Genomic DNA, 22,976 nt, shown 5'->3' on the forward strand with positions numbered 1-22,976 from the left:
TCAGACGTCAGCGCGATGCGAACATGCCGCAGCGCCCGGCGACTGCAGGGTCATCGGGCACCGCGGCACTTTTTTCGATCACACAGCACTGGTGCTGAGCTGAGACGGACGCTTCCGCGTCAGGACGCGAGGACCTCGTCGAGCAGGGCCTCGGCCTTGTCCTCGTTCGTGTTCTCCGCGAGGGCGAGCTCGCTCACCAGGATCTGCCGGGCCTTGGCGAGCATGCGCTTCTCACCGGCGGACAGTCCGCGCTCGCGCTCACGACGCCACAGGTCACGCACGACTTCCGCGACCTTGATGACATCGCCGGAGGCGAGCTTCTCCAGATTTGCCTTGTAACGACGCGACCAGTTCGTGGGCTCCTCGGCGTACGGCGCGCGCAGCACCTCGAAGACCCGGTCCAGCCCGTCCTGACCGACCACATCACGTACGCCGACGAACTCCGCATTGTCCGCTGGCACACGTACCGTCAGGTCACCCTGGGCGACCTTCAGCACCAAGTAGGTCTTGTCCACGCCTTTGATCTGACGAGTTTCGATAGCCTCGATCAGCGCGGCCCCGTGATGGGGATAGACCACGGTGTCGCCAACCTTGAACGTCATGTGACAGGTACCCCTTCCGTGGCTATCCAGGGTAACACGGAAACGGCGGGTTCTGAATGGCGTTTTCGCAGGTCAGGGCATATCTCAGGGCTTGACAACTCCAACAGGAACGTGCTGCGCGAGCCGAACGGAAGCAGGTATTCGCAGGTCGGAGGGGCTCTGCGGGCGGGCCGAAACGCGCTCGTCACGCACCCCCGAGCCTGCCCACGAGAGACCTAACGTACACAAATGTCCGGTTCCATGCGTGCGACTTCCGCTACTCCGTTCGGTGTCCCGACGCCCGGTCCCGGCCGAATCCAGAATTGATCACTACCCGGTCGGCGGTACGGCCGGTGATCAATTCCGGGGTGCCCGCGCATTCCTTCACAAAAATGCCGCGAGCGGTCGTGCGGCCCTCGTTATGTGAATGACGGACCTGCTCACGGGCAATGCGGTGACCGGATCACTTGTGGGTGAAGGGACCAGTGGTGGAAGAGGGACTTCGTCGGCACTTGGCCGCTCAGGGGAGGGTCGGGTGCGGCGGCGCGGGAACGGCTCGGTAACCTGAGGCCGCTGACAGACACTTAGGGCGGCTTTACGCGCCCGCCCCGTTCGAGTCAAGGAGTTGCCGCCGCCGTGAGCAGCAGCCTTCGACGCGGCGTCCTCGCCGCTGCCGCCCTCGCGTTCTCGATGACCTCGCTCGCCGCGTGCGCCGCCGGCAACGACGCGCGGACACTGGAGATCAAGCCGGACAACGCGGCCACCAGCGTCGGAGACATCAAGATCCAGAACGCCATCGTCGTCACCCAGCCCGAGCTGGAGTCCACCGGCCCCGCCGTGGTCTCCGCGACCCTGTTCAACTCCGGCGACAGCGCCCAGACGCTGGACTCGGTCAAGGTGAAGGACTCCGGCGAGGAGGCCGAGCTCAAGCCCGCCAAGGGCGGCAGCCTGACCATCCCGGCCGGCGGCTCGCTGATCCTCGGCGGCAAGGACAACGCCTCCGCCGTGCTGCCCAAGGGCCGCGAGGCCATCAAGGACGGCGACGCCCAGGCGATCACCTTCACCTTCAGCAGGACCGGTGACGTGAGCCTGCGCGCCCTCGTCGTCCCGGCCGAGGGCTACTACGAGAGCTGGGGCCCGAGCGCCGTCCCGGCCGCCCCCGAGGCCGGCGCGAAGCCGTCCGGCACCCCGACGGGCACCCCGGCCGCCGGCGCCTCCGCGGGCGCCACGGGCTCGACGGACTCCACCGCGGGCGCCGGCACCGAGGCGGGCACGGAGGAGACGGGCACCGCCGTCCTCCCCTCCGACAGCGCCTCCCAGTCGGCCGCCGGGCACTGAGCGCCGTAGACACGCCGAAGGGCGGGACCCCCATACGTGGGGTCCCGCCCTTCGGCGTACCGGCGGGATGCGGGCCGTTCTACGGCTCGAACTTGTAGCCGAGGCCGCGCACGGTCACCAGATAGCGGGGCGCGCCCGGGTCCGGCTCGATCTTGGCGCGCAACCGCTTGACGTGGACGTCGAGCGTCTTGGTGTCCCCGACGTAGTCGGCGCCCCACACGCGGTCGATCAGCTGCATCCGGGTGAGGACCCGGCCCGCGTTGCGCAGGAGCATCTCCAGCAGGTCGAACTCCTTCAGCGGGAGGTCGATCTTGGAGCCGGAGACCGTGACCACGTGCCGGTCGACGTCCATCCGGACCGGGCCCGCCTCCAGGGCGGCCGGGGTCACCTCCTCCGGCTCGCCGCGCCGGCGCAGGACGGCCCGGATACGGGCGACCAGCTCGCGCGAGGAGAACGGCTTGGTGACGTAGTCGTCGGCCCCTATCTCCAGGCCGACGACCTTGTCGATCTCACTGTCCTTGGCGGTCACCATGATCACCGGGACGTTGGAGCGGCCGCGCAGTTGGCGGCACACCTCCGTGCCGGGCAGCCCCGGCAGCATCAGGTCGAGGAGGACGAGGTCGGCTCCGTTGCGGTCGAACTCGTCGAGTCCGTCGGGCCCGGTGGTCGCGACCGCGACCTCGAAGCCCTCCTTGCGGAGCATGTACGACAGGGCGTCGGAGAAGGACTCCTCGTCCTCGACGACGAGCACTCGGGTCACGGATGGACCTCCGGGGCGGAAAGCGTTTCGTACGCGGCTGACTCGGGGGTGGTGCGGGAATGCGTGAGAGCTGCGGGCCCGTCGTCGTCGTCGGGTCCGGGCTGCTGCCGGCCGCGGTCGCGGGCAGCGCCCGCCTCCGGCAGCCGCAGGGTGAAGGTGGAGCCCTGTCCCTCGGAGCTCCACACCGTGACCTCCCCGCCGTGCGAGGCGGCCACGTGCTTGACGATCGCGAGACCGAGACCGGTTCCCCCCGTGGCGCGGGAACGGGCCGGGTCGACGCGGTAGAAGCGCTCGAAGATGCGCTCCTTGTCCTTGTCGGAGATGCCGATGCCCTGGTCGGTCACCGCGATCTCGACGAGGTCGCCGCCCGGCACGGTGATCCTGCGGGCGGCGATGCCGACGCGGGTGCGGGCGGGCGAGTAGTTGACGGCGTTCTCCACGAGGTTGCCGAGCGCGGCGGCGAGCTGGCCGCGGTTGCCCCAGATCCGCAGGTCGACGGTGCCGCCCTGATCGGACTCCCCGGGCGCCGCCACACTCGCGGCCATGGTGATCTGCTTGGTCCCGGCGGCGTGCCGGCAGCGGTCCATGGCCTCGGCGACCAGCTCGTCCACACGGACCGGCTCGGCGTCCTCCAGCGGGTCGTCGTTCTGCACCCGGGAGAGGTCGATGAGCTCCTGCACCAGGTTGGTGAGGCGGGTCGCCTCGATCTGCATACGCCCGGCGAAGCGCTCGACGGCCTCGGGGTCGTCGGCGGCGTCCATGACGGCCTCGGACAGCAGCGAGAGCGCGCCGACCGGTGTCTTCAGCTCATGGCTGACGTTGGCGACGAAGTCCCTGCGGACCGCCTCGATACGCCGGGCCTCGGTGAGGTCCTCGACCAGCAGGAGGACCAGCCGGGAGCCGAGGGGCGCGACCCGCGCGGACACCGCGAGGGCCTCGCCGCGTCCGGTGCCCCGCCGCGGCAGGTCCAGCTCGACCTGCCGTATCTCGCCGTCGCGCCGGGTGTCGCGGGCCATCTGGAGCATGGGCTCCACGGACAGCCGGCCGCCGCGGACCAGGCCGAGGGCGTACGCCGCCGAGCTGGCCTTGACCACGGCGTCCCCCTCGTCGAGGACGACGGCGGAGGAGCGCAGCACCGACAGGACCGTGTCCACGCCGGGCGGCAGGACCGGGTCGGTGTGCAGGGAGGTACGGGTGGGGCGTTTCAGGTCGCGCTCGCTCCAGCGGAACGCCAGCACGGCGATGACACCGGTGAGGAGCCCGGCGATCGCAGCCGCTGCGGCGACCGCCGCGTTCACGTCCATGCGTCCAGGTTAGGCATGGCCCAGGTCATGCCCACAGCGTGCGGAGTGCGACCTCCGACACTCGTCGCCCAGAGTTCACCTGGGAGACGGGGCCGGTTCACTCGGGGTGGCGGAAACGGACGCGTGGCGATCGCATCGTGGGATCGTCGGGAGCGGGACGGCGGTTCGGCGGCCGGGTACGGCGGGGCGGGGCGGCGTGACGATCGCATGGGCGGCTCTTCGGAGCGTCGGACTGTCGGAACGTTGTCCTGTCGGATCGTGGGCCTGGCCGACCGTAGGTCTGGCTGATCGTGATCCTGTCGGATCGTGATCCTGTCGGATCGTGGTTCCGTTGGATCGTGCGTCAGGCTGATCGTGGGTCTGTCGGACCGTGATCCTTTCGGACCGTGATTTCTCCCGACCGTACGACTGACGACGGTCCTACTGTCGTAGGGCACGACCGTAGGACCGTCGGACACCCGGCAAAGCGGCTTTTCCGGTGAGACGACAGGCCGCCGGGTCCACCCCCGGAGGCAGATGTGAGAGAGGGACCCTGATGCGGGACGCGTACCACGAGGAACTGGACTCGATCGGCGACGGCCTGGTCGAGATGGCCCGGCTGGCCGGGTCGGCGATCGGGCGCGCCACGACGGCCATCCTCGACTCCGACCTGAAGCTGGCCGAGAGCGTGATCGAGGCGGACCAGAAGGTCGACGACCTGCAGCACGACCTGGAGGCCCGGGCCATCGCGCTGCTCGCCCGCCAGCAGCCGGTGGCGACGGACCTGCGGATCGTGGTGACCTCCCTGCGCATGTCGGCGGACCTGGAGCGGGCGGGCGACCTGGCCCAGCACGTGGCCAAGCTGACGCGGCTGCGCTACCCGGAGCGGGCGATCCCGCAGGACCTGCACGCCACCATCCTGGAGATGGGGCAGCTGGCGCAGCGCCTGATGGCCAAGGCGGCCGAGGTGATCGTCACCAAGGACGTCGACCTCGCGCTCCAGCTGGAGCAGGACGACGACGAGATGGACCTGCTGCACCGCACGCTCTTCCAGCACCTGATGGACGAGCGCTGGAAGCACGGCATCGAGACCGCGGTCGACGTGACGCTGCTCGGCCGCTACTACGAGCGGTACGCCGACCACGCGGTGGCGGTCGCGAAGCGGGTCGTCTACCTGGTCACCGGGGAGCACGCCGACGAGCTGCAGGCCGAGGTACAGCCCGGGATCCAGCCGGCGCCGGGGGCGGACGGGGCGTAGAGCGCGCGGGCGCCGCGGTGGTTCGCGCGGGATCGCGGGGGCCGGTCCGGGCGCGTACGAGCCTCCGTGCGCCGTTGATGCGCCCAGCGGGGCGGGCATCCAATGGGCACAGGCACCAGCCTTCTAGGAGGGACCATGGCCGAATCCCCCAGCACGCCCGACACCACGTCCGACCCGACTCGGGAACGCCCGACCGAGCAGCCCGCCGACGTCCGGAGTCTCCCGCTGTTCGGGGCCTGCGGCTGCGGTTCGGGGTGCGGCTGCGGGTGCCAGTCCGGGAACCCCTGCCAGTGCGGGTGAGGACGTAGCCGCTGTTCAGGGTGTGCCCACCGCGCCCGGCAGCGCCTGCTCGGCCCAGATGACCTTGCCCTGCGAGGTGTACCGGGTGCCCCAGCGCTCGGTCGTCTGGGCGACCAGGAAGAGACCGCGGCCGCCCTCGTCGGTCGTCGCGGCGTACCGCAGATGCGGTGAGGTGCTGCTGGAGTCGGAGACCTCGCAGGTCAGCACCCGGTCGCGGATCAGCCGTACCTGGATGGGCTCGGCGCCGTAGCGGATGGCGTTGGTGACCAGCTCGCTCAGGACGAGTTCGGTGACGAAGTCCAGTTCCTCCAGGCCCCACTTCGCCAGCTTGCCGGAGACGGCCTCGCGCACCCGGCCGACGGCGGACGGGTCGGGCGGCACGTCCCAGGTGGCCACGTGGTCCGGCGGGAGCGCCTTGGTCCGGGCGATCAGCAGGGCCACGTCGTCCTTGGGGCCGGCCGGAAGCAGTGCGTCCACGACCGCGCGGCAGCTGTCCTCCGGTGCGCGCTCGGGGTGGCCGGTCAGGGCCCGGCGCAGCAGTTCCTGGCCGACGTCGAGGTCGCGTTCGCGGTCCTCGATGAGGCCGTCGGTGTAGAGGACGAGCTGGGTGCCGTCGTCGAGGTCGAACTCCGCCGTACGGAAGGGCATGCCGCCGAGGCCGAGCGGCGGTCCGCCCGGGAGGTCGGGGTAGCTGACCTCGCCGTCGGGGCGGACGAGGGCGGGAGCCGGGTGGCCGGCCCGCGCCATGGCGCAGCGGCGCGTGACGGGGTCGTAGATCACGTACAGGCAGGTGGCGCCGACGACGGCGGCCCGGTCGGCACATGCCTCGTCCTGGTCGATGCGGCCGACGAGGTCGTCGAGGTGGCTGAGCAGTTCGTCGGGGGGCAGGTCGAGGGTGGAGAAGTTGTGCACGGCGGTGCGCAGCCGGCCCATGGTGGCGGCGGCGTGCAGGCCGTGGCCGACCACGTCGCCGACGACCATGGCGACCCGGCTCCCCGGCAGCGGGATGACGTCGAACCAGTCGCCGCTCACCCCGGACTGGGCCGGTATGTAGCGGGAGCCGACGTCCAGGGCGCTCTGCTCGGGCAGCTCCCTCGGCAGCAGGCTGCGCTGGAGGGTGACGGCCATGGTGTGCTCGCGGGTGAAGCGGCGGGCGTTGTCGATGCTGACGGCGGCGCGCGCCACCAGTTCCTCCGCCAGGGACAGCTCCTCGGCGTCGAACGCCTCGTGCCCCTTGCCGCGGTAGAAGTTGACCAGGCCGAGGACGGCGCCGCGGGCCCGGATCGGCGCGGCGATCAGGGAGTGGATGCCGTAGTCGAGGATCTCCCGGGTGCGCTCCTGGTCCTGGGCCTGCCAGTCGGCGGCGGTCGCCAGGTCGGCGACGAGGACGGAGCGGCCGGTGCCGTAGCCGCGGGCCTGCGGGGTGGTGGGCAGGAAGTCGATGAGCCGGTCCACCTCGTAGAGGGGGTGGTCGTCCCGGATGCCGTGCGCGGCGACCCGCCGCATGTCCGTCGCCGTGAGGGTCGGCTCGTCGCCCTGTACGACGCCGTCGGCCAGGTCGACGGTGACGAAGTCGGCGAAGCGGGGGACGGCGATCTTGGCCAGTTCCTCGGCGGTGCCGATCACATCGAGGGTGGTGCCGACGCCGAGGCCCGCGTCGTACAGCAGCTTGAGGCGTTCCCGGGCGACCTCGGCGCGGCCGGAGACGGCCTGCAGTTCGGTGGTGTCGCGGAGGGTGACCACGGTGCCGTGCGGACCGGCCCGGTCGGTGTGCCGCTGGTTGATCGCCAGCAGGCGGTCGCCCGCGAAGTGCACCTCGTCGGTTGCCTCGCGACCGGAGGCGAGCAGGTCCACGGTCTCCGGGTCGAGCCCGGACAGCTCCGCCACATGCCGGCCCTCGGCGTCCGGGGACAGTTCCAGCAGGCGCCTGGCCTCGTCGTTGGCGAGCAGCAGCCGGCCGTCGTCGATGATCAGCACACCCTCGCGGACCGAGTGCAGTACGGCGTCGTGGTGCTCGTAGATCCGGTTCATCTCGTCGGCGGCGAGGGCGTGGGTCTGGCGGCGCAGCCGTCGGCTCACCAGGGCGGTGCCGCCCGCCGTCACGGCGAGCGCGCCGGCGCCCGCGCCCAGGATGATCGGGAGCTGCCGGTACACCTCACCCGTCACGCTCTTGACCTTGAGCCCGGCGGAGACGAGCGCGATGACCTTGCCGTTGCCGTCGTCGATCGGGACGGTCGCCTGGACCTCCTTGCCGAGTGGCCCGTGCACGCTCTCCGTGTACACCTGGCCCGCGAGGGAGGGCTCGATGGTGCCGACGAAACGCTTGCCGATGCGGTCCGGGAGGGGGTGGGTGTAGCGGATGCCGTCGGTGTCCATGACGACGATGAAGTCGACGCCTGCGGCGCCGCGCCCCGCCTCGGTCAGCGGCTGGAGCACCTTCGAGGGGTCCTCCGTCCGCAGCGCCGCGAGGACGCCGGGCGCGTGCGCGAAGGTCTGCGCGACGGCGATCGAGCGGCGCTTCGCCTCGGTCTGGGTGTCGCGGCTCGACTGGAGGATGAGGGCGACGACGGCACAGACCACGAGCAGCAGGACGAGCGCCACCTGGAGCACGAACACCTGACCGGCAACGCTTCGGGGACTCCTGCCGACCAGCGAGCGCCATCGTCCCCGCGTCCACCGGTCGTGTCGGTCCGACATGTCGCTATTTGTACCATCGGCATTTTCTGCTGGCTACGGCGTGTCCACGCTAGGGACATCGGCGGGGGCGGCGAGAGCACGCCAGGGACAGGGGGCCGGGGGCGGCGAGAGCACGCCAGGAACAGGGGGCCGGGGGCGGCGAGAGCACGCCAGGAACAGGGACCGGGGGCGCCGAGGCCCCGCCACCCGGCCCCCTCAGGTGCGCGGGACGACACCCAGGAGCATCGCGGTGAAAGCGACCCGCAGAGTCTCGGGCATCTCCAGATTCAGCGCGGCGAGGGCGGGCTCCTCGGCGTAGGCGGCGAGGACGGGGGGCGGCGGGGGGACGTAGGCCGAGAGGGCACCGGACGAGGCGAGGCACATCAGGCAGAACAGCTGGGCGCCCTCGCCCAGTTCGGGCACATGGCGGCGCAGGAGCGCGGTCATGGCGTCGAGTCGGGCCAGGGAGGCGCGCTTGTGCCGCTTGACGACCTCGACGGAGACATTGCGCTCGAGGACGCCGCCCTGGGCGCCGAAGAGATCGCAGAGCACCGTACGGTCCGCCAGCGACCGACTGAGGACGTCCGCGAGCTGGGCCGCTCGCACCTCGGCCGTGGCGCCCGCCTCGACCCCCTCGGCCAGCTCGCCCTCCAGTTCGACGAGCCAGCGCCCGAGGAAGTCGTCGAGGAGCTCGAGCAGGACGGCCTCGCGGGACTCGAAGTAGCGCAGGACGTTCGACTTGGCCAGGCCCACGCGCCGGCTGAGCTCGTTCAGGCTCAGCTCGGCCACCGGCATCTCGTCGAGCATCGCCGCCGCCGTGTCGAGGATGGCCCGGCGGCGGGCCTCTCGCTGTTCCTCGCTTCGCGCCCGCTGAAAAGTCACATCTCAGCCTAACTTACAGACCGCCGGTCTCTTGCTATCAGACCACCGGTCCCTTATGCTCGGCCACATAACAGACCGGCGGTTCGTTACAGCTGCCGAAGGCGACCCGAGGAGCAGGCGATGACCGAGAAGTGGACCGAACAGCAGATCCCCGACCAGCGCGGCCGGGTGGCGATCGTGACCGGCGCCAACACCGGGCTCGGCTTCGAGACCGCCCGGATGCTGGCGGAGCACGGGGCGACGGTGGTCATGGCCGTGCGGGACGTGGAGAAGGGGGCGCGGGCGGCGGCCCGTATCCGCGGTGACGTCACCGTCCAGACGCTGGACCTGACGTCCCTGGCCTCCGTCCGGGCAGCGGCGGCGGACCTGCGCACCGCGCATCCGCGCATCGACCTGCTGATCAACAACGCCGGCGTGATGTACACGCCGAAGCAGACCACCGCCGACGGCTTCGAGATGCAGTTCGGCACGAACCACCTGGGGCACTTCGCCCTCACCGGCCTGCTGCTCGACCGGCTGCTGCCGGTCCCCGGCTCCCGTGTCGTGAACGTCAGCAGCGTCGGGCACCGCATCCGGGCCGCGATCCACTTCGACGACCTGCAGTGGGAGCGGTCGTACAGCCGCGTCGGCGCCTACGGCCAGTCCAAGCTCGCCAACCTGCTGTTCACGTACGAACTGCAGCGCCGGCTCGCCCCGCACGGCACGACGATCGCGGCGGCGGCGCACCCCGGCGTCTCCAACACCGAGCTGCTCCGCCACCTCCCGGCCCCGCTCCGGGTACCGGCCGGCCGGATCACCCCCCTGCTCACCCAGGACCCGGCGATGGGCGCCCTGCCCACTCTGCGCGCGGCCACCGACCCGGCCGTGACGGGCGGCCAGTACTACGGCCCCGGCGGCCGGGGCGAGATCCGCGGCTACCCGAAGCTGGTCACGTCCAGCCCCGCCTCCCACGACGAGACGGTCATGCACCGCCTGTGGACGGTGTCGGAGGAACTGACGGGAGTGACGTTCCCGGTGGAGCGGGTGGCGACGGCGTCCTGAGCGGCGGCCGGTCCAGCACCTCGACGTACACGATGCGGCCGTCGACGACGTCGAGGCAGAGCATGCCCTGCGCGGGCACGAGGGGAACGCACCGATGCCCGGGCCCGTACGGCTCCCCCGGCCGATGAGGCGCGGTCCGAAAACTCTGACAGAACCCGTCCCCGCACCCACACGCCTCGACAAGCCGAAGGTCCCGTGCGGAGAGGGCCAACTCCCGTTCCTCTTCCTCCTCCAGAAGGGCGGTCAGCTCGGCGACGAGGCCGGGGTAGAGGTCACGGACGAGGGGGTGCTGCTCCATGGCGGGAGGGTAGCCGGGGCGGGACGGGGCCGTACGCTGAGGGCGGCGATGGGCAGGGGGACTCATGACGGACAGGTACGTCTGGCTGGTGTGCGACGAAGTACCCCATGACGTGGTGCTCCTCGCCCTGGGCCCCCGCACGCTGGACGTCGTCCAGACCGTCCGACGCCTGACGGGCCTGAGCCTCTGGCACAGCAAGGCTCTGGCAGTTCACCTGCCCGCCGTGATCCTCGACGGCGTACCGCAGGAGGACGCGGAGGCGGCGGTGGCGGCCCTACGGGAGGCCGGGGCGACCTGCGGTCCGGTTGTCGTCGCTGGTCGTCGTCTGCCGTCGTCTGCCGACCTCGGAGGGCCCGGAGAGGGACCGGCGGTGCCGCCCCGGTTCACTCATGGATGACGTAGCGGACATGTCGGCGGTGGAACCTCACCCTCATCCGGTACGCCCACCCATCACGGCGGTGTGATGAAGGAGGCATGGAGCCCTCCCTCGAGCATCCCCACCGCTGCCTGCGAAGGTGGGGCGCATGGGCAACTCACAGGCGTACCCCGTCTTCCGTACCACTGACGCCATGGAGGCGTGGACGCAGGCACTGCGCCTGAACGATCTGCTGGAGGAACGCGACGACGAGGTGACGCTGATGGCCGATCTGCTGACTGTCGAGGATGCGCGGCGGATGGCGACGGTGCTGCCCGAGGCCGACTTCCACTACGCCAGTCCTCGGACGGACCCGGTGACAGGTGAATTTCTGGACTTCGGCTTGGACCTCCTTACGGCCCACCATCGCTTGCTGGAGCCGGAACTGCCTCTGTCCGTCTTGCACTACGTCCCTCCGGGCACCGTGGAGGACCGGTTCGTGAGGGCCGTGGGGCAGGGAACTGCCTCGATCGGCTTGAGCGGCAGGTGGCCGGACGATACAGAGACGGATTCATATGGGCATGGCAAATACGATGGCGTCGAAGTTCTCTTCAACTGCGATGACGTCAACTGGTTGCAACCGGCCGACCGCCACACAGTCTTCGTTCACGTCGACAAGTGGGGCGACCTTCCACGCGCCGAGAAACTCGCCGCGCACCTCGGCAGCACCGTATTGGGGGACGCCCAGCACGGCTGGTAAGAGGTGCGCCACGTCTGGCGTACGTCGCTGAATGAGGACCACCGGAAGCCCGGAGGACTGAGGGCCCAGAGTGGTCCCAGGCCGTGAAAATGCCTCCCATCCGCGCCGTCTGCGCAGGTGGGAGGCATGATCATCGAAGCTACTTCTTCTTGCCCTGGTTCTTGACCGCCTCGATCGCCGCCGCCGCGGCGTCCGGGTCGAGGTAGCGGCCGCCCGGGGTGAGCGGCTTGAAGTCGGCGTCCAGGTCGTAGGCGAGCGGGATGCCCGTCGGGATGTTCAGGCCCGCGATGTCGGCGTCCGAGATGCCGTCCAGGTGCTTGACCAGGGCGCGCAGCGAGTTGCCGTGGGCCGCGACCAGGACCGTGCGGCCGGTCAGCAGGTCGGGGACGATCGCGTCGAACCAGTACGGGAGCATGCGGACGACGACGTCCTTGAGGCACTCCGTGCGCGGGCGGAGCTCCGGCGGGAGGGTCGCGTAGCGCGGGTCGGAGAACTGGGAGTACTCGGCGTCGTCGGCGAGCGGGGGCGGCGGGGTGTCGTAGGAGCGGCGCCACAGCATGAACTGCTCCTCGCCGAACTCGGCGAGGGTCTGCGCCTTGTCCTTGCCCTGCAGGGCGCCGTAGTGGCGCTCGTTCAGGCGCCACGAGCGGTGGACCGGGATCCAGTGGCGGTCGGCCGCTTCCAGCGCCAGCTGGGCCGTGCGGATCGCGCGCTTCTGGAGGGACGTGTGGACCACGTCGGGCAGGAGTCCGGCGTCCTTCAGGAGCTCGCCACCGCGGACCGCCTCCTTCTCGCCCTTCTCGTTGAGGTTGACGTCCACCCAGCCGGTGAACAGGTTCTTCGCGTTCCACTCGCTCTCGCCGTGGCGGAGGAGGATCAGCTTGTACGGTGCGTCGGCCATGCCTCAGAGCGTAATCCACGGATTCGCGCCCCCGGCGGCCCCGCCCAGCAGGCGGACGGTTGACGGGATCTGTTAATCGAGTGGCTTCCCCTCGGTGCGGATTCGTAAGGTTCGGTTGCCTCGTCTGCTCATTACTTCCGCTGCCGTTTCCGGCTGCCATCCGTGGGGGACCCGCTATGTCACTCGCCGCCGTCAGACGCGCCACCAGGGAGACCGTCTCCGGGCTCCCCCGTGAGTTCTGGTGGCTGTGGACGAGCACCCTCGTGAACCGGCTCGGCGCCTTCGTCGCCACCTTCATGGCGCTGTACCTCACGCTCGAGCGCGGCCAGTCGGCCACCTACGCCGGTCTGGTCGCCTCGCTGCACGGCCTCGGCGGGGTCGTCTCCTCGCTCGGCGGCGGCGTGATGGCCGACCGGCTCGGCCGCCGGCCCACCCTGCTGATCGCGCAGTCCGCGACCGCCGTGTCGGTGGCGGTGCTCGCCTTCGTGCAGCACCCGGTGGCCATCGCCGCCGTCGCCTTCGCCGTCGGCGCGGCCTCCAACGCCTCCCGGCCCGCCGTGCAGGCGATGATGGCGGACATCGTCCGGCCCGAGGACCGGGTCCGGGCCTTCTCGCTCAACTACTGGGCCATCAACCTCGGCTTCGCCGTCTCCTCCATGGCCGCCGGGTTCATCGCCGAGGTCAGCTACCGGGCCGGGTTCCTGCTGGAGGCCGGGATGACGGCCGTCTGCGCCGTCGTGGTCTTCATGAGGATCCCCGAGTCGCGGCCCGAGAAGACGGACACCGGCAGGCCCGGCGAGGAGATCCGGCTGGGGACCGTGCTGCGCGACCGGCGCTTCATGGGTGTCGTCGGGCTGTGCTTCCTGGTCGCCCTGGTCTTCCAGCAGGGCGCGGTCGGGCTGCCGGTCGCCATGGGCGCGGCCGGGTTCTCCCCGGCCGACTACGGCCTCGCGATCGGCGTCAACGGCGTCCTGATCGTCGCGCTGCAGATCCCGGTCACCCGGTTCATCGAACGCAGGGACGCCGGCCGCATCCTCGTCGTGTCGTCGCTGCTGGCCGGCTACGGCTTCGGGCTCACCGCGTTCGCCGGGTCGGTCGGCGTCTTCGCGCTGACGGTGTGCGTGTGGACGCTCGGCGAGATGCTCAACGCGCCCACCCAGACGGGCCTCGTCGTACGACTGTCCCCCGCGCACGGACGCGGCCGCTACCAGGGCGTCTACACCCTGTCCTGGTCGGTGGCGGCGCTCGTCGCCCCGCTGATGTCGGGCCTGGTCATCGACCGCCTCGGCGCCGCGTGGCTGTGGGCGCTGTGCGCGGCCGTCGGTACGGTGGCCGCGGTCGGGTACGGCGCGCTGACGCGCCGGCCGCCCGCCGACGCGCCCGGCGCCACCATCCCCGTCGCCGCGTCCAAGCCGGAGACCAGCGCGGCCTGACCCCATGGGCAAGGGCGCTCAGGGGTGCATCCGTGCCCCCTTCAGCACCTTGTCCACCGCGTTCCTCGGTCCGTAGACCGCCAGCCCCACCAGGTCCAGCGCGTCCGTGCCCACGGCCCGGACCGCCGCCCGGTTGGCGCCGTCGTGGCCGGTGGCGAAGAGGTCGGAGGTGAACAGCGCGCGCGGCAGGGCACGGGACAGCGCGCGGGAGTGGGCCGCCGTCAGGGTCTCCTTGGTGCCCTCGAAGACCAGCACCGGCTGGCGGAACATCGGCAGATAGGGGACGCCGTCCGCGTCCTCGTACGGCTCCCCGATCACCTCGGGGAGCTGCGTCCCGAGGCCGCTGACCAGGAACGCGGTGACGTTCAGCCGCTGCCAGGTCTCCAGGTCCTCGCGCAGCAGCACGGCGATCTTGGTATCGAAACGGACAGGGGCGGCGGCCGCCCCGTCGTGCACGGGTGCTTCAGCGTTCATACGGCGAGACTCGCCGACGCCGCACGGTCCGGTCTTGTACGTTCTTTGCATGGGCACGCGCGAGGAGGTCACCGCGTGGCGTCCCCGCGTCCCGGGCGTCACCGAGGTCTTCCACGCCCACTTCACCGAGTACGCGTACCCGATGCACGTCCACGAGGCGTGGACGCTGCTGATCGTCGACGACGGCGCCGTCCGCTACGACCTGGACCGGCACGAGCACGGCACCCCGCACGACACCGTGACCCTGCTGCCGCCGCACGTCCCGCACAACGGCTCCCCCGCCACCCCGCACGGCTTCCGCAAACGCGTCCTGTACCTGGACGGCACCCGGCTCGGCGACGACCTGATCGGCCCGGCCGTCGACTCGCCCGATCTGCGCGACCCGGTGCTGCGGCGGCGCGTCGGACAGCTGCACGCGGCCCTCGCCCAGCCCGGTGACGAGCTGGAGGCCGACAGCCGGCTGACCCTCATCGGCGACCGGCTGCGCGCCTGCCTGCGGCCGAGGACGGCGACCGAGGCCGACCGCCGCGACCCCGAGCTCGCCCGCCGGCTGCGTGAACTCCTCGACGAGCGGGTGGTGCCGGGCATCGCCCTGGACGAGGCGGCGGCGCTGGTGCGGGCCCATCCCGCCCATCTCGTGCGGTCGTTCAGCGCCGCGTACGGCATCGCCCCGCACCAGTACCTGATGTCCCGCCGGGTCGACCGGGCCCGTGGGCTGCTGCTGGAGGGCCGGGCGCCGGCGGAGGTGGCCGCCGCGACCGGCTTCTACGACCAGTCCCATCTCACCCGGCACTTCCGCCGCCTGGTGGGCGTCACCCCGGGCCGCTACCGCGCCAGCGCGCGCTGAGCGTCGTACAGATTCCGGGGCCGTACGACGTCGGTGGTGCCGTACAGCTCCAGGCGGGCGTGCAGGTCGCCGGTGAAGTCGGGTACGTCGATCTGGCCGAACTCGCCGACCTCGTTGAGGCCGACGGTCGCCGAGTAGGGCGCGAGGCCGTCGAGGCGGACCATGCCGGCGCGGCCGTTGGTCACCCGGATGTTCCAGTGGGTGAAGCGCGCCCCGAACAGCGGTCCGGCGCTCGCGTCGCCGCCGTGCCGTCCGTCGTTGACGACGGTGATGTCGGTGCGGACGTTGGCGAAGGGCAGGCCGCGGTGGCTGTCGAAGGTGCCCATGCGCATGTCGCCCCGTGACCAGACGTTGTGGGAGGACAGGCCCTCGACGTTGATGCCGTGCAGCTGGGTGTTGGCGGGGGCGGGGGTGGTGCGGGCCTCGATCGTGAAGTCCTCGACGAGGTTGTCGTGCGAGCCCTCGCGGCAGAAGTACGGGTGGTGCACCCCGCGTCCCGCCACGCGCGTGTGCGTGAGCGTGCAGGCGGAGGCGGCCACCAGACCGAAGCCGTTGTCGACATGGCGGACGGTGACGTCGTGCACCCAGCAGTCGTAGGCGCACTGCAGGACGACACCGTTGTGGCCCTTGTCGAGGAGGTGCGGCTGCTGCGGAGTCTCCACCGCCTCCAGAGTGAGGCCCTCCACGCCCGAACCGGTCAACTCCCCGACGTGCGTGGTCAGTCGGGGGTCCCACTCGGGGCGCACGTCGAGCGGCAGGGGGCGTTCCAGGGTGACCTCGCGGCCGCGGACCCGGGTGACGCGCACCGGCCACTCGTAGGGGACGTACGAGGTCAGCTTGGTCTTGTCGTCCCAGGTGTACGCCTCGGCGCCGGGTCCGCCGCCGCTCATGTGCTCGAGGAGCGTGTGCTCGGCGTCGTCGGCGAGGCGGAGCAGGACGAGGACGCCGGGGCGCAGCGCCGACGGGTCGGCCACCCGGACCGTCCAGGAGCCGCGGCGGGCGGGGGCGACGGTGGTGAGGGTGCGCCACTCGTCGCGCCGGTTGCCGGTCCAGCCCTCGAACGGCCAGTCGCGGGCCCGGATCGCGTCGACCAGGGAGTTCCAGCGGGCCTCGGGGGCCAGCCAGATCAGGCCGCCCGCCCAGGACCAGGACGACTTGTCGCCGCCGTAGCGGGAGCCGTAGACGCCGATCAGCTCGGTGAGGTTCTTCGTGGCGAGCAGGGTCGTACGGCCGCTGCCGGCGCCGCGCAGGACGACGTTCGAGTGGCCGACGCGGATGACGTCGTCGATGCGGAAGGTGCCGGGCGGGATGGTGACCGTGCCACCGCCGGCCCTTCCGGCGGCGGCGATGGCACGGTTGATCGCGGGGGCGCAGTCGGTGGTGCCGTCCGCCACGGCGCCGAAGGCGCGGACGTCGGCGACGATCCGGGGGCGGGGGCGCCGGCGGTCTCCGCCGTGCCGGCCGGCCCGGCCCACGTAGGGGATCTGCGGGTGGGTGCAGGGGGTGCGGGTGAACTCGTGCCAGAGGGCGGGGACCTGCGGGGTGCCGTGTCCCGGGGCGGGGACCTGAGGGGCGCCGGGGCCCGGGGCGGGCGGGGCGTCCGCCCGGGCCGTGGTGCCGGTCGTCGCGGCGAGCGCCACGGCCGTGGCTCCGCCGAGCAGGGCCCGTCTGGTGAGATGCGCGTTGCCCATGTCCGTACGCCCTCCATGCCGCATGCTTGTCATGGATGTGCTTTTCATGGATGTGAACGATGTTCAGAAGTGCGTCGGAGGGTGAGCATGCCACGGGACCCCTGCTGCGGGAAGAGGGCGTGCAGGGGTCAGGTTTTCAGGGGAACGCGGGTCGGCGTCAGTCCTGCGGCTTCTGGGTCAGATGGCTGAACGCGTCCAGGTTGCGCGTCGACTCGCCGCGCGCGAGCCGCCACGCGTACTCCTTGCGGATCGCGGTGGCGAACCCGAGCTCCAGGAGGGTGTTGAAGGCGCCGTCGGCCGCCTCCAGGACCTGGCCGAGGATGCGGTCGATCTCGTCGGCGGTGATCGCGGCCAGCGGGAGGCGGGCGGTGACGTACACGTCGCCGAGCCGGTCGACGGCGTAACTGACGCCGTACAGCTTGAGGTTGCGCTCCAGGAGCCACCGGTGGACGCCGGACTCGTTCTCGTCGGGGTGGCGGATGACGAAGGCGTTCAGGGAGAGGGAGTGGCGGCCGACGATCAGGGAGACGGTCGTGGACAGCTTCCGCGTGCCGGGGAGCTTGACGACGTAGGTGCCCGGCTCGGGGCTCTCCCATTCCAGTTCGGCGTCCTTCAGTGCTCCCTCGACGACCTGCGCCGCCTTCTGTGCGTCAGCCATGGTGGGAGCGTACGCGACGGCGGTGGGCCTGGGCGGCGGCCGTGTAGACCTCCGCCGTGGCGCCGGCCGCGGTGTCCCAGCCGAACGACTGGGCGTGCCGCGCCGCCGCCTCGCCCATCCGGGGGCACAGCTGCGGGTCGTCGGCGAAGGCGCGCAGCACGCGCGCGTAGGCGGCCGGATTGTGGCCCTCGACCAGGAAGCCCGTACGGCCGTCCCGCACGGCCACCGGCAGCCCGCCGACCGCGGCCGCCAGTACCGGAGTGCCGGCCGCCTGAGCCTCGATGGCGACCAGCCCGAAGGACTCGCTGTACGACGGCATGACCAGCACCGACGCGGCCCGGAACCAGTCCGCGAGCTGATCCTGCCCGACCGGCGGACGGAACCGTACGACGTCCGCGATGCCGAGGCGGGCGGCGAGCTTCTGCAGCCCCTCCGGCTTCGCCATGCCGCTGCCGCTCGGGCCGCCGACGACCGGCACCAGGATGCGGGAGCGCAGCTCGGGCCGCTCGTCGAGGAGGACGGCGACCGCGCGCAGCAGGATGTCCGGCGCCTTCAGCGGCTGGATGCGGCCCGCGAAGAGCGGGATCAAGGCGTCCTGCGGAAGACCCAGGCGGGCGCGGGCCGCGGCCCGGCCGTCGGCCGGGGAGAAGCGGGAGAGGTTCACGCCGGGGTGGACGACGGCCACCTTGGCCGGGTCGGCGGCGTAGTGCCGTACCAGCTCGTCGGCCTCCTCCTCGGTGTTGGCGATGAGTCGGTCGGCGGCGTCGACGATCTGCGTCTCGCCGATCACACGGGCGGCGGGCTCGGGCGTGTCGCCGTCGGCCAGGTTGGCGTTCTTGACCTTGGCCATGGTGTGCATGGCGTGCACCAGGGGGACGCCCCAGCGCTGGGCGGCGAGCCAGCCGACATGGCCGGAGAGCCAGTAGTGCGAGTGGACGAGGTCGTAGTAGCCGGGGCGGTGTCCGGCCCAGGCCTGCATGACGCCGTGCGTGAAGGCGCACAGCTGGGCGGGGAGGTCCTCCTTGTTGAGGCCCTCGTAGGGGCCCGCGTCGACGTGCCGGACGAGGACGCCGGGGGCCAGCTCGACGACCGGGGGGAGGTCCGTGGCGGTCGTGCGCGTGAAGATCTCGACCTCGATGTTGATCGCGGCGAGGCACTGCGCGAGTTCGACGATGTAGACGTTCATGCCGCCGGCGTCGCCGGTGCCGGGCTGGTGCAGCGGTGAGGTGTGCACGGAGAGCATGGCGACGCGACGGGGGCGGCGGTGCAGCCTCAGCCGCGACGGGGCCGCCGCGGAGCGACGCCCGAGCCTGCTGACGTACTGGCTCACGTGGCGTTCCTCCTTGGCCTGCGGGCATGCCGGACAGAGGGTCGGATACGCCCTCCAAGGCGGTGCAACGCCGGAGGGCGGGGTTCCCATTCCTGGCGGGGTGGTTTTTGCCGAGGCGTTACCGGGTGTCGCTCAACCGTTCGAGGTGGCGCTGCGTTGTCCGGGCGGGTGCGCTGTCCGGGACGGGTTCCCCTGTGGGCGCGGGGCCATGCAGCGGGCCGGCGGTGGTGCGCGCGCCGGGGAGGGGGTGCGCGGGCCCCTTACCCTCGTATCCATGACAGCCCGCGCAGCCCACCGCCCCGTGGGATCGGTGACGCGCGGCACGACCAACCCCAACCGGCTGCGGCGCATGGACCGCTGGATCGCCCACGCGCACGGGGCCGAGCTGCGCCGGGCGCCCGACCCCGTGGCGGTCGACCTCGGGTACGGCGCCGCCCCCTGGACCGCCGTGGAGCTGCTCGGCCGGCTGCGCGCCGTCGCACCGCGCGTGCGGGTCGTCGGCGTCGAGATCGAACCGGCCCGGGTCGCCGCCGCGAAGCCGTACGAACGCGACGGGCTCGTCTTCCGGCACGGCGGCTTCGAGATCCCGCTCCCCCAGCGGCCGCACCTCGTCCGCGCCGCGAACGTGCTGCGCCAGTACGACGAGGAGCAGGTCGCCGAGGTGTGGGAGCGGCTGTGCGCCCGGCTCGCCCCGGCCGATCCGGCGACCGGCTCGCGGGGCGGGCTGCTGGTCGAGGGGACGTGCGACGAGATCGGGCGCCGACATGTATGGGTGGCGCTCGGGCCGGAGGGGCCGCGCACGGTCACCTTCGCGACCCGGCTGGGCTCGCTGGAGCGGCCGTCGGACCTCGCCGAACGGCTTCCGAAGGCGTTGATCCACCGCAATGTCCCCGGCGAACCGGTGCACGCCTTCCTGCGCGACTTCGACCGCGCCTGGGCGGCCGCCGCGCCCTACGCCTCGTACGGGGCGCGCCAGCGCTGGATCCGGACCGTGCGTCAGCTGACCGCGGACTGGCCGGTGACGGACGGGCCGGTGCGCTGGCGGCAAGGCGAAGTCACTCTGGACTGGGCGGCGTTGGCGCCCCGGAACTGACCTCCGCGTCACGGCAGGAGTCCTGGAACTGACCCCTCCGGTCACGGGAGTCGACCCGCATCCCTCCCCACCCCTCTGACCTGCGGGGAACGATCTCCCTGAGTCGTTCGTCACAAAGGCGGGGTGATCGTCATGACCGGGAGGGGACGGGGGAAAGCAGACCTCTGTCACTTTGCGCGCCGACATGGCACGATCCCCCGGACGCCTGAAGTTACTGACGGGACATCAGTTTGGGGGCACAGGTATGGGCACGGGCAAGCGCGGCCTGATCACGGTGGCCGTGACCGTCGTCTGCGCGGTCACCGTATTGGCGGCACCGGGTACGGCCTTCGCGGCACCGACCCCGTCCCCCTCCCCCAGCGCCTCCGCCTCCGCCACCCCGACGCCGGTGTCCAATGAGGAACTGGAAGCGGTCCGCGCCCAGCTGGAGAAGCTGTACCACGAGGCGTCCGTCGCCACCGACGAGTACAACGCCGCCGAGGAGGCCGCCGAGAAGCAGTCGGCGGAGATCGTCGAGCTGGCGAAGAAGATCGTCAAGGGCAAGGAGAAGCTGGCCGAGCTGAAGGAGCGCGCCGGCGCCGCGGCCGCCGCCCAGTACCGCTCCGGCGGACTGCCGGACGAGGCGCATCTGATGCTCAGCGACAACCCTCAGCATTTCCTCGACAACACCCGCCGGGTACTCCAGGGCCAGCGCGCCACGAAGGGCCTCCTGGCCGAACTGACACGCACCCAGCAGGACTTGGAGCAGTACGCGAAGGACGCCTCCGCCCAGTGGCGGAAGCTGGAAGCGGGCCGCAAGGCCAAGGCGGCCGCCCAGAAGAAGATCGAGAAGCAGATCAAGGCGGCCGAGAAGCTGGAGTCGCAGCTCGAGAAGGAGGAGCGGGAGCGCCTGGCCGAGCTGGAGGCGGCGGCCGCCCGCAAGGCGCAGACCGCCTGGCTGGACTCCGGCATCCTCGAGGATCTGAAGACGAAGGCGTCCGAGCAGGGCCGCAAGGCCGTCGCCTACGCCACCGACCAGCTCGGCAAGCCGTACGAGTGGGGCGCCGAGGGCCCGAAGACGTACGACTGCTCGGGGCTGACCTCACAGGCGTGGGCGAGCGCGGGACGCCCGATCCCCCGGACGTCCCAGGAGCAGTGGAAGCGGCTCGAGCACATCGCGGTCGAGGACATGCGCCCCGGCGACCTCATCATCTACAACGCCGACGCCAGCCATGTGGCGATGTACGTCGGCGACGGCGCCATCATCCACGCCCCGCGACCGGGCCGGACGGTGACGGTGGCGGGGGCCGGTTCGATGCGGATCCTCGGGGTGGTCCGTCCCGATGCGTGAGGTTTCAGGGCGTCTTGTGACGCCTCCCGCTCCGTCACGGCGCGACACTTTGTGACGTTCTCGTGGTGACCGCCACCACGTGACCCACTCCACGTCACATTTCCCACCACCCCACCACAGACGTGACGTTCGTCATCCCCGGGCCCCCGTCGGCCTGTCCAACTGCGGTAGCAATCGCGGCATATGACAGCGGCGAGGGTCCGCCGGACGTGCCCCACACCATTCCGCTGCGGCGCCGACACCCGCTATGGTCCCCGTCGGTGGATCGAGGACCCTCGGTCGACCATGCCCTCGGGGGGAGGGAAGGAACTCACGACAATGCCCGTACCCGTACCGCGGCAGAGAGCGATCCCGGCCGTGGAGACAGGTCAGGCGCAGGCCGCGACCCCAGGCGGCGGCACCTTCACGGATGAGGCCCCGCGTAAGGATCAGACGGTCGAGAACACCCCGCACACCAATCTGACGCTGCTGCTGATCGAGGACGATCCCGGCTCGACGATCGTGCCGGAGATGTTCGACCCGGCCGGCAAGCCCATCCGGGTGCGCACGGCCCGCAACCTCACCGAGGCCGCGCGGCTGCTCACCGACGACGTCCACTGCATCCTGCTGGACCTGGCGCTGCCCGCCCCCGGCCGGACCGGCGACGAGGACGAGCTCGGCGTGCTCAAGCACGTCCTGGAGCTCGCGCCCCGGCACGCCGTCCTGGCCCTCACCGCGTCCGGCGACGCCGAGCGCGGCGCCGAGGCCGTGCGCGTCGGCGCACAGGACTATCTGTTCCGGGACGAGCTGGACGGCCGGCTGCTGAGCCGGGCCATCCGCTACGCGGTGGAGAGGAAACGTTCCGACACGGCCGAGCGACGGCTGGCCGAGGGCCGGCTGCGGGCGCAGGAGAACCGGCGCCTGGAGCGCGGCCTGCTTCCGACGCCGCTGCTGGAGGGCTCCTCACTGCGGTTCGCCGCCCGCTACCGCCCGGGCCGCTCGCGCGCGCTGCTCGGCGGTGACTTCTACGACGTCGTCCGCACCGCCGACGGCACCGTGCACGCCATGATCGGCGATGTGTGCGGGCACGGGCCCGACGAGGCCGCGCTCGGCGTGGAGCTGCGGATCGCCTGGCGGGCGCTGACGCTGGCCGGGCTCTGCGGCGACGAGCTGCTGAACACGCTCCAGCAGGTGCTGGAGCACGAGCGCAGCGACGACGAGATCTTCGCGACGCTGTGCACGGTCGACATTGCGCCGGACGGGCGCCGCGCCGGGCTCTGCCTGGCCGGGCATCCGTCCCCGCTGCTGGCCCGCCCGGGCCGGGCGGCACGGCTGCTGCCGTACGACAACAACGGTCCGGCGCTCGGGCTGGTGCCCGGCGCGCGCTGGCCGCGGATGCAGGTGGAGCTGGGCGCCGAGTGGAGCCTGATGCTCTACACCGACGGCCTGATCGAGGGCCGCGTCGGCGAGGGCCGGGAGCGGCTGGGGCAGGACGGCATGGTCGACATGGTCCGCCGCCAGCTCGGCGAGGGCCTGAGCGGCGAGGAACTGCTGAGGGCGGCCGTCAACGAGGTCCGGGACCTCAACGGCGGCGAGCTGACGGACGACGTGGCGGTACTGCTGCTCGACCGGTCGGCGTGAGGGCGCCCGGCCTCGGCCGGCGCCCTCCGCTCGTCGTACGGCCGCTCGTCGTCCGACCGCTCATCCT

Annotated in this window: 20 protein-coding genes; 10 read left to right on the forward strand and 10 right to left on the reverse strand. The window is 71.6% G+C overall.

Features of this window, described 5'->3' with window-relative positions; all coding sequences use genetic code 11:
• Window positions 1-119: 119 nt before the first annotated feature.
• Entirely contained in the window at window positions 120-602 is a 483-nt protein-coding gene (locus DC008_RS15700; RefSeq protein ID WP_003953493.1) for a CarD family transcriptional regulator, read from the reverse strand.
• A gap of 615 nt (window positions 603-1,217) precedes the next feature.
• On the opposite strand from DC008_RS15700, the gene DC008_RS15710 reads away from it, so the two are divergent.
• Complete coding sequence (locus tag DC008_RS15710) at window positions 1,218-1,919, forward strand: copper chaperone PCu(A)C domain-containing protein (protein ID WP_108707531.1); 702 nt, start codon at window positions 1,218-1,220, stop codon at window positions 1,917-1,919.
• Window positions 1,920-1,998: 79 nt separating this feature from the next.
• Here the strand turns inward: DC008_RS15710 and phoP are convergent, their stop codons facing one another.
• Both phoP and phoR read right to left on the reverse strand, forming a co-directional pair.
• The gene (gene phoP / locus DC008_RS15715; RefSeq protein ID WP_466744556.1) at window positions 1,999-2,670 is read right to left on the reverse strand and encodes a two-component system response regulator PhoP; all 672 of its coding nucleotides are present in this window, start codon (window positions 2,668-2,670) and stop codon (window positions 1,999-2,001) included.
• Between the two features lie 5 nt (window positions 2,671-2,675).
• A complete protein-coding gene (phoR, locus tag DC008_RS15720) occupies window positions 2,676-3,983 on the reverse strand; it encodes a two-component system sensor histidine kinase PhoR (RefSeq protein ID WP_108707532.1) in 1,308 nt (435 codons plus the stop codon).
• Between the two features lie 535 nt (window positions 3,984-4,518).
• Between phoR and phoU the strand changes: the two genes are divergently transcribed.
• On the forward strand, window positions 4,519-5,220 hold the full coding sequence (gene phoU / locus DC008_RS15725; protein WP_108707533.1) for a phosphate signaling complex protein PhoU: 702 nt from the start codon (window positions 4,519-4,521) through the stop codon (window positions 5,218-5,220).
• A 315-nt stretch (window positions 5,221-5,535) separates the two neighbouring features.
• Here phoU and DC008_RS15735 read toward each other — a convergent pair whose 3' ends face one another.
• Both DC008_RS15735 and DC008_RS15740 read right to left on the reverse strand, forming a co-directional pair.
• The gene (locus DC008_RS15735; protein WP_108707535.1) at window positions 5,536-8,217 is read right to left on the reverse strand and encodes a SpoIIE family protein phosphatase; all 2,682 of its coding nucleotides are present in this window, start codon (window positions 8,215-8,217) and stop codon (window positions 5,536-5,538) included.
• 195 nt (window positions 8,218-8,412) lie between these two features.
• Window positions 8,413-9,078 carry a TetR/AcrR family transcriptional regulator gene (locus DC008_RS15740; RefSeq protein ID WP_108707536.1) on the reverse strand — a complete coding sequence of 222 codons (666 nt, stop codon included), beginning with the start codon at window positions 9,076-9,078 and terminating at the stop codon, window positions 8,413-8,415.
• A gap of 120 nt (window positions 9,079-9,198) precedes the next feature.
• Between DC008_RS15740 and DC008_RS15745 the strand changes: the two genes are divergently transcribed.
• From DC008_RS15745 to DC008_RS15760, 3 genes are all read left to right on the forward strand, one after another.
• Window positions 9,199-10,119 carry an SDR family NAD(P)-dependent oxidoreductase gene (locus DC008_RS15745; RefSeq protein WP_108707537.1) on the forward strand — a complete coding sequence of 307 codons (921 nt, stop codon included), beginning with the start codon at window positions 9,199-9,201 and terminating at the stop codon, window positions 10,117-10,119.
• Between the two features lie 362 nt (window positions 10,120-10,481).
• Window positions 10,482-10,814, forward strand: coding sequence for a ribosomal protein L7/L12 (locus DC008_RS15755; protein ID WP_108707538.1), 333 nt, complete (start codon window positions 10,482-10,484; stop codon window positions 10,812-10,814).
• Between the two features lie 127 nt (window positions 10,815-10,941).
• Window positions 10,942-11,532: a hypothetical protein gene (locus DC008_RS15760; RefSeq protein WP_108707539.1), complete on the forward strand. Its 591-nt coding sequence runs from the start codon at window positions 10,942-10,944 to the stop codon at window positions 11,530-11,532.
• Between the two features lie 139 nt (window positions 11,533-11,671).
• On the opposite strand, the gene DC008_RS15765 is transcribed toward DC008_RS15760, so the two are convergent.
• Window positions 11,672-12,433, reverse strand: a complete 762-nt coding sequence (locus DC008_RS15765; protein ID WP_055624752.1) for a phosphoglyceromutase — start codon at window positions 12,431-12,433, stop codon at window positions 11,672-11,674.
• A 176-nt stretch (window positions 12,434-12,609) separates the two neighbouring features.
• Between DC008_RS15765 and DC008_RS15770 the strand changes: the two genes are divergently transcribed.
• Window positions 12,610-13,866, forward strand: a complete 1,257-nt coding sequence (locus tag DC008_RS15770) for an MDR family MFS transporter (protein ID WP_108707540.1) — start codon at window positions 12,610-12,612, stop codon at window positions 13,864-13,866.
• A gap of 18 nt (window positions 13,867-13,884) precedes the next feature.
• Here DC008_RS15770 and DC008_RS15775 read toward each other — a convergent pair whose 3' ends face one another.
• Window positions 13,885-14,340, reverse strand: coding sequence for a DUF2000 domain-containing protein (locus DC008_RS15775; protein WP_108707541.1), 456 nt, complete (start codon window positions 14,338-14,340; stop codon window positions 13,885-13,887).
• A 49-nt stretch (window positions 14,341-14,389) separates the two neighbouring features.
• Between DC008_RS15775 and DC008_RS15780 the strand changes: the two genes are divergently transcribed.
• Window positions 14,390-15,187, forward strand: coding sequence for a helix-turn-helix transcriptional regulator (locus DC008_RS15780; protein ID WP_108707542.1), 798 nt, complete (start codon window positions 14,390-14,392; stop codon window positions 15,185-15,187).
• Here the strand turns inward: DC008_RS15780 and DC008_RS15785 are convergent.
• The 3 genes from DC008_RS15785 to mshA form a co-directional block, all read right to left on the reverse strand.
• On the reverse strand, window positions 15,166-16,878 hold the full coding sequence (locus tag DC008_RS15785) for a glycosyl hydrolase family 28-related protein (RefSeq protein WP_108707543.1): 1,713 nt from the start codon (window positions 16,876-16,878) through the stop codon (window positions 15,166-15,168). The genes DC008_RS15780 and DC008_RS15785 overlap by 22 nt on opposite strands.
• Window positions 16,879-17,035: 157 nt before the next feature.
• Window positions 17,036-17,536 (reverse strand): type III secretion system chaperone family protein, encoded by a 501-nt coding sequence (locus tag DC008_RS15790; RefSeq protein WP_108707544.1) that lies wholly within the window; start codon window positions 17,534-17,536, stop codon window positions 17,036-17,038.
• On the reverse strand, window positions 17,529-18,866 hold the full coding sequence (gene mshA / locus DC008_RS15795) for a D-inositol-3-phosphate glycosyltransferase (RefSeq protein ID WP_055624757.1): 1,338 nt from the start codon (window positions 18,864-18,866) through the stop codon (window positions 17,529-17,531). The genes DC008_RS15790 and mshA overlap by 8 nt, the downstream gene beginning before the upstream one ends.
• Window positions 18,867-19,140: 274 nt before the next feature.
• Here mshA and DC008_RS15800 point away from each other — a divergent pair, with 274 nt between their 5' ends.
• The 3 genes from DC008_RS15800 to DC008_RS15810 all read left to right on the forward strand — a co-directional run bounded on the left by DC008_RS15800 (window position 19,141) and on the right by DC008_RS15810 (window position 22,909).
• Window positions 19,141-19,959: a class I SAM-dependent methyltransferase gene (locus DC008_RS15800; protein ID WP_235072086.1), complete on the forward strand. Its 819-nt coding sequence runs from the start codon at window positions 19,141-19,143 to the stop codon at window positions 19,957-19,959.
• A gap of 244 nt (window positions 19,960-20,203) precedes the next feature.
• Window positions 20,204-21,289 (forward strand): C40 family peptidase, encoded by a 1,086-nt coding sequence (locus tag DC008_RS15805; protein WP_108707546.1) that lies wholly within the window; start codon window positions 20,204-20,206, stop codon window positions 21,287-21,289.
• A gap of 318 nt (window positions 21,290-21,607) precedes the next feature.
• The gene (locus DC008_RS15810) at window positions 21,608-22,909 is read left to right on the forward strand and encodes a PP2C family protein-serine/threonine phosphatase (RefSeq protein ID WP_164492312.1); all 1,302 of its coding nucleotides are present in this window, start codon (window positions 21,608-21,610) and stop codon (window positions 22,907-22,909) included.
• Window positions 22,910-22,976: the final 67 nt, after the last annotated feature.

Origin of the sequence: Streptomyces nigra, from assembly GCF_003074055.1 — a bacterium.
Lineage (GTDB): Bacteria > Actinomycetota > Actinomycetes > Streptomycetales > Streptomycetaceae > Streptomyces > Streptomyces nigra.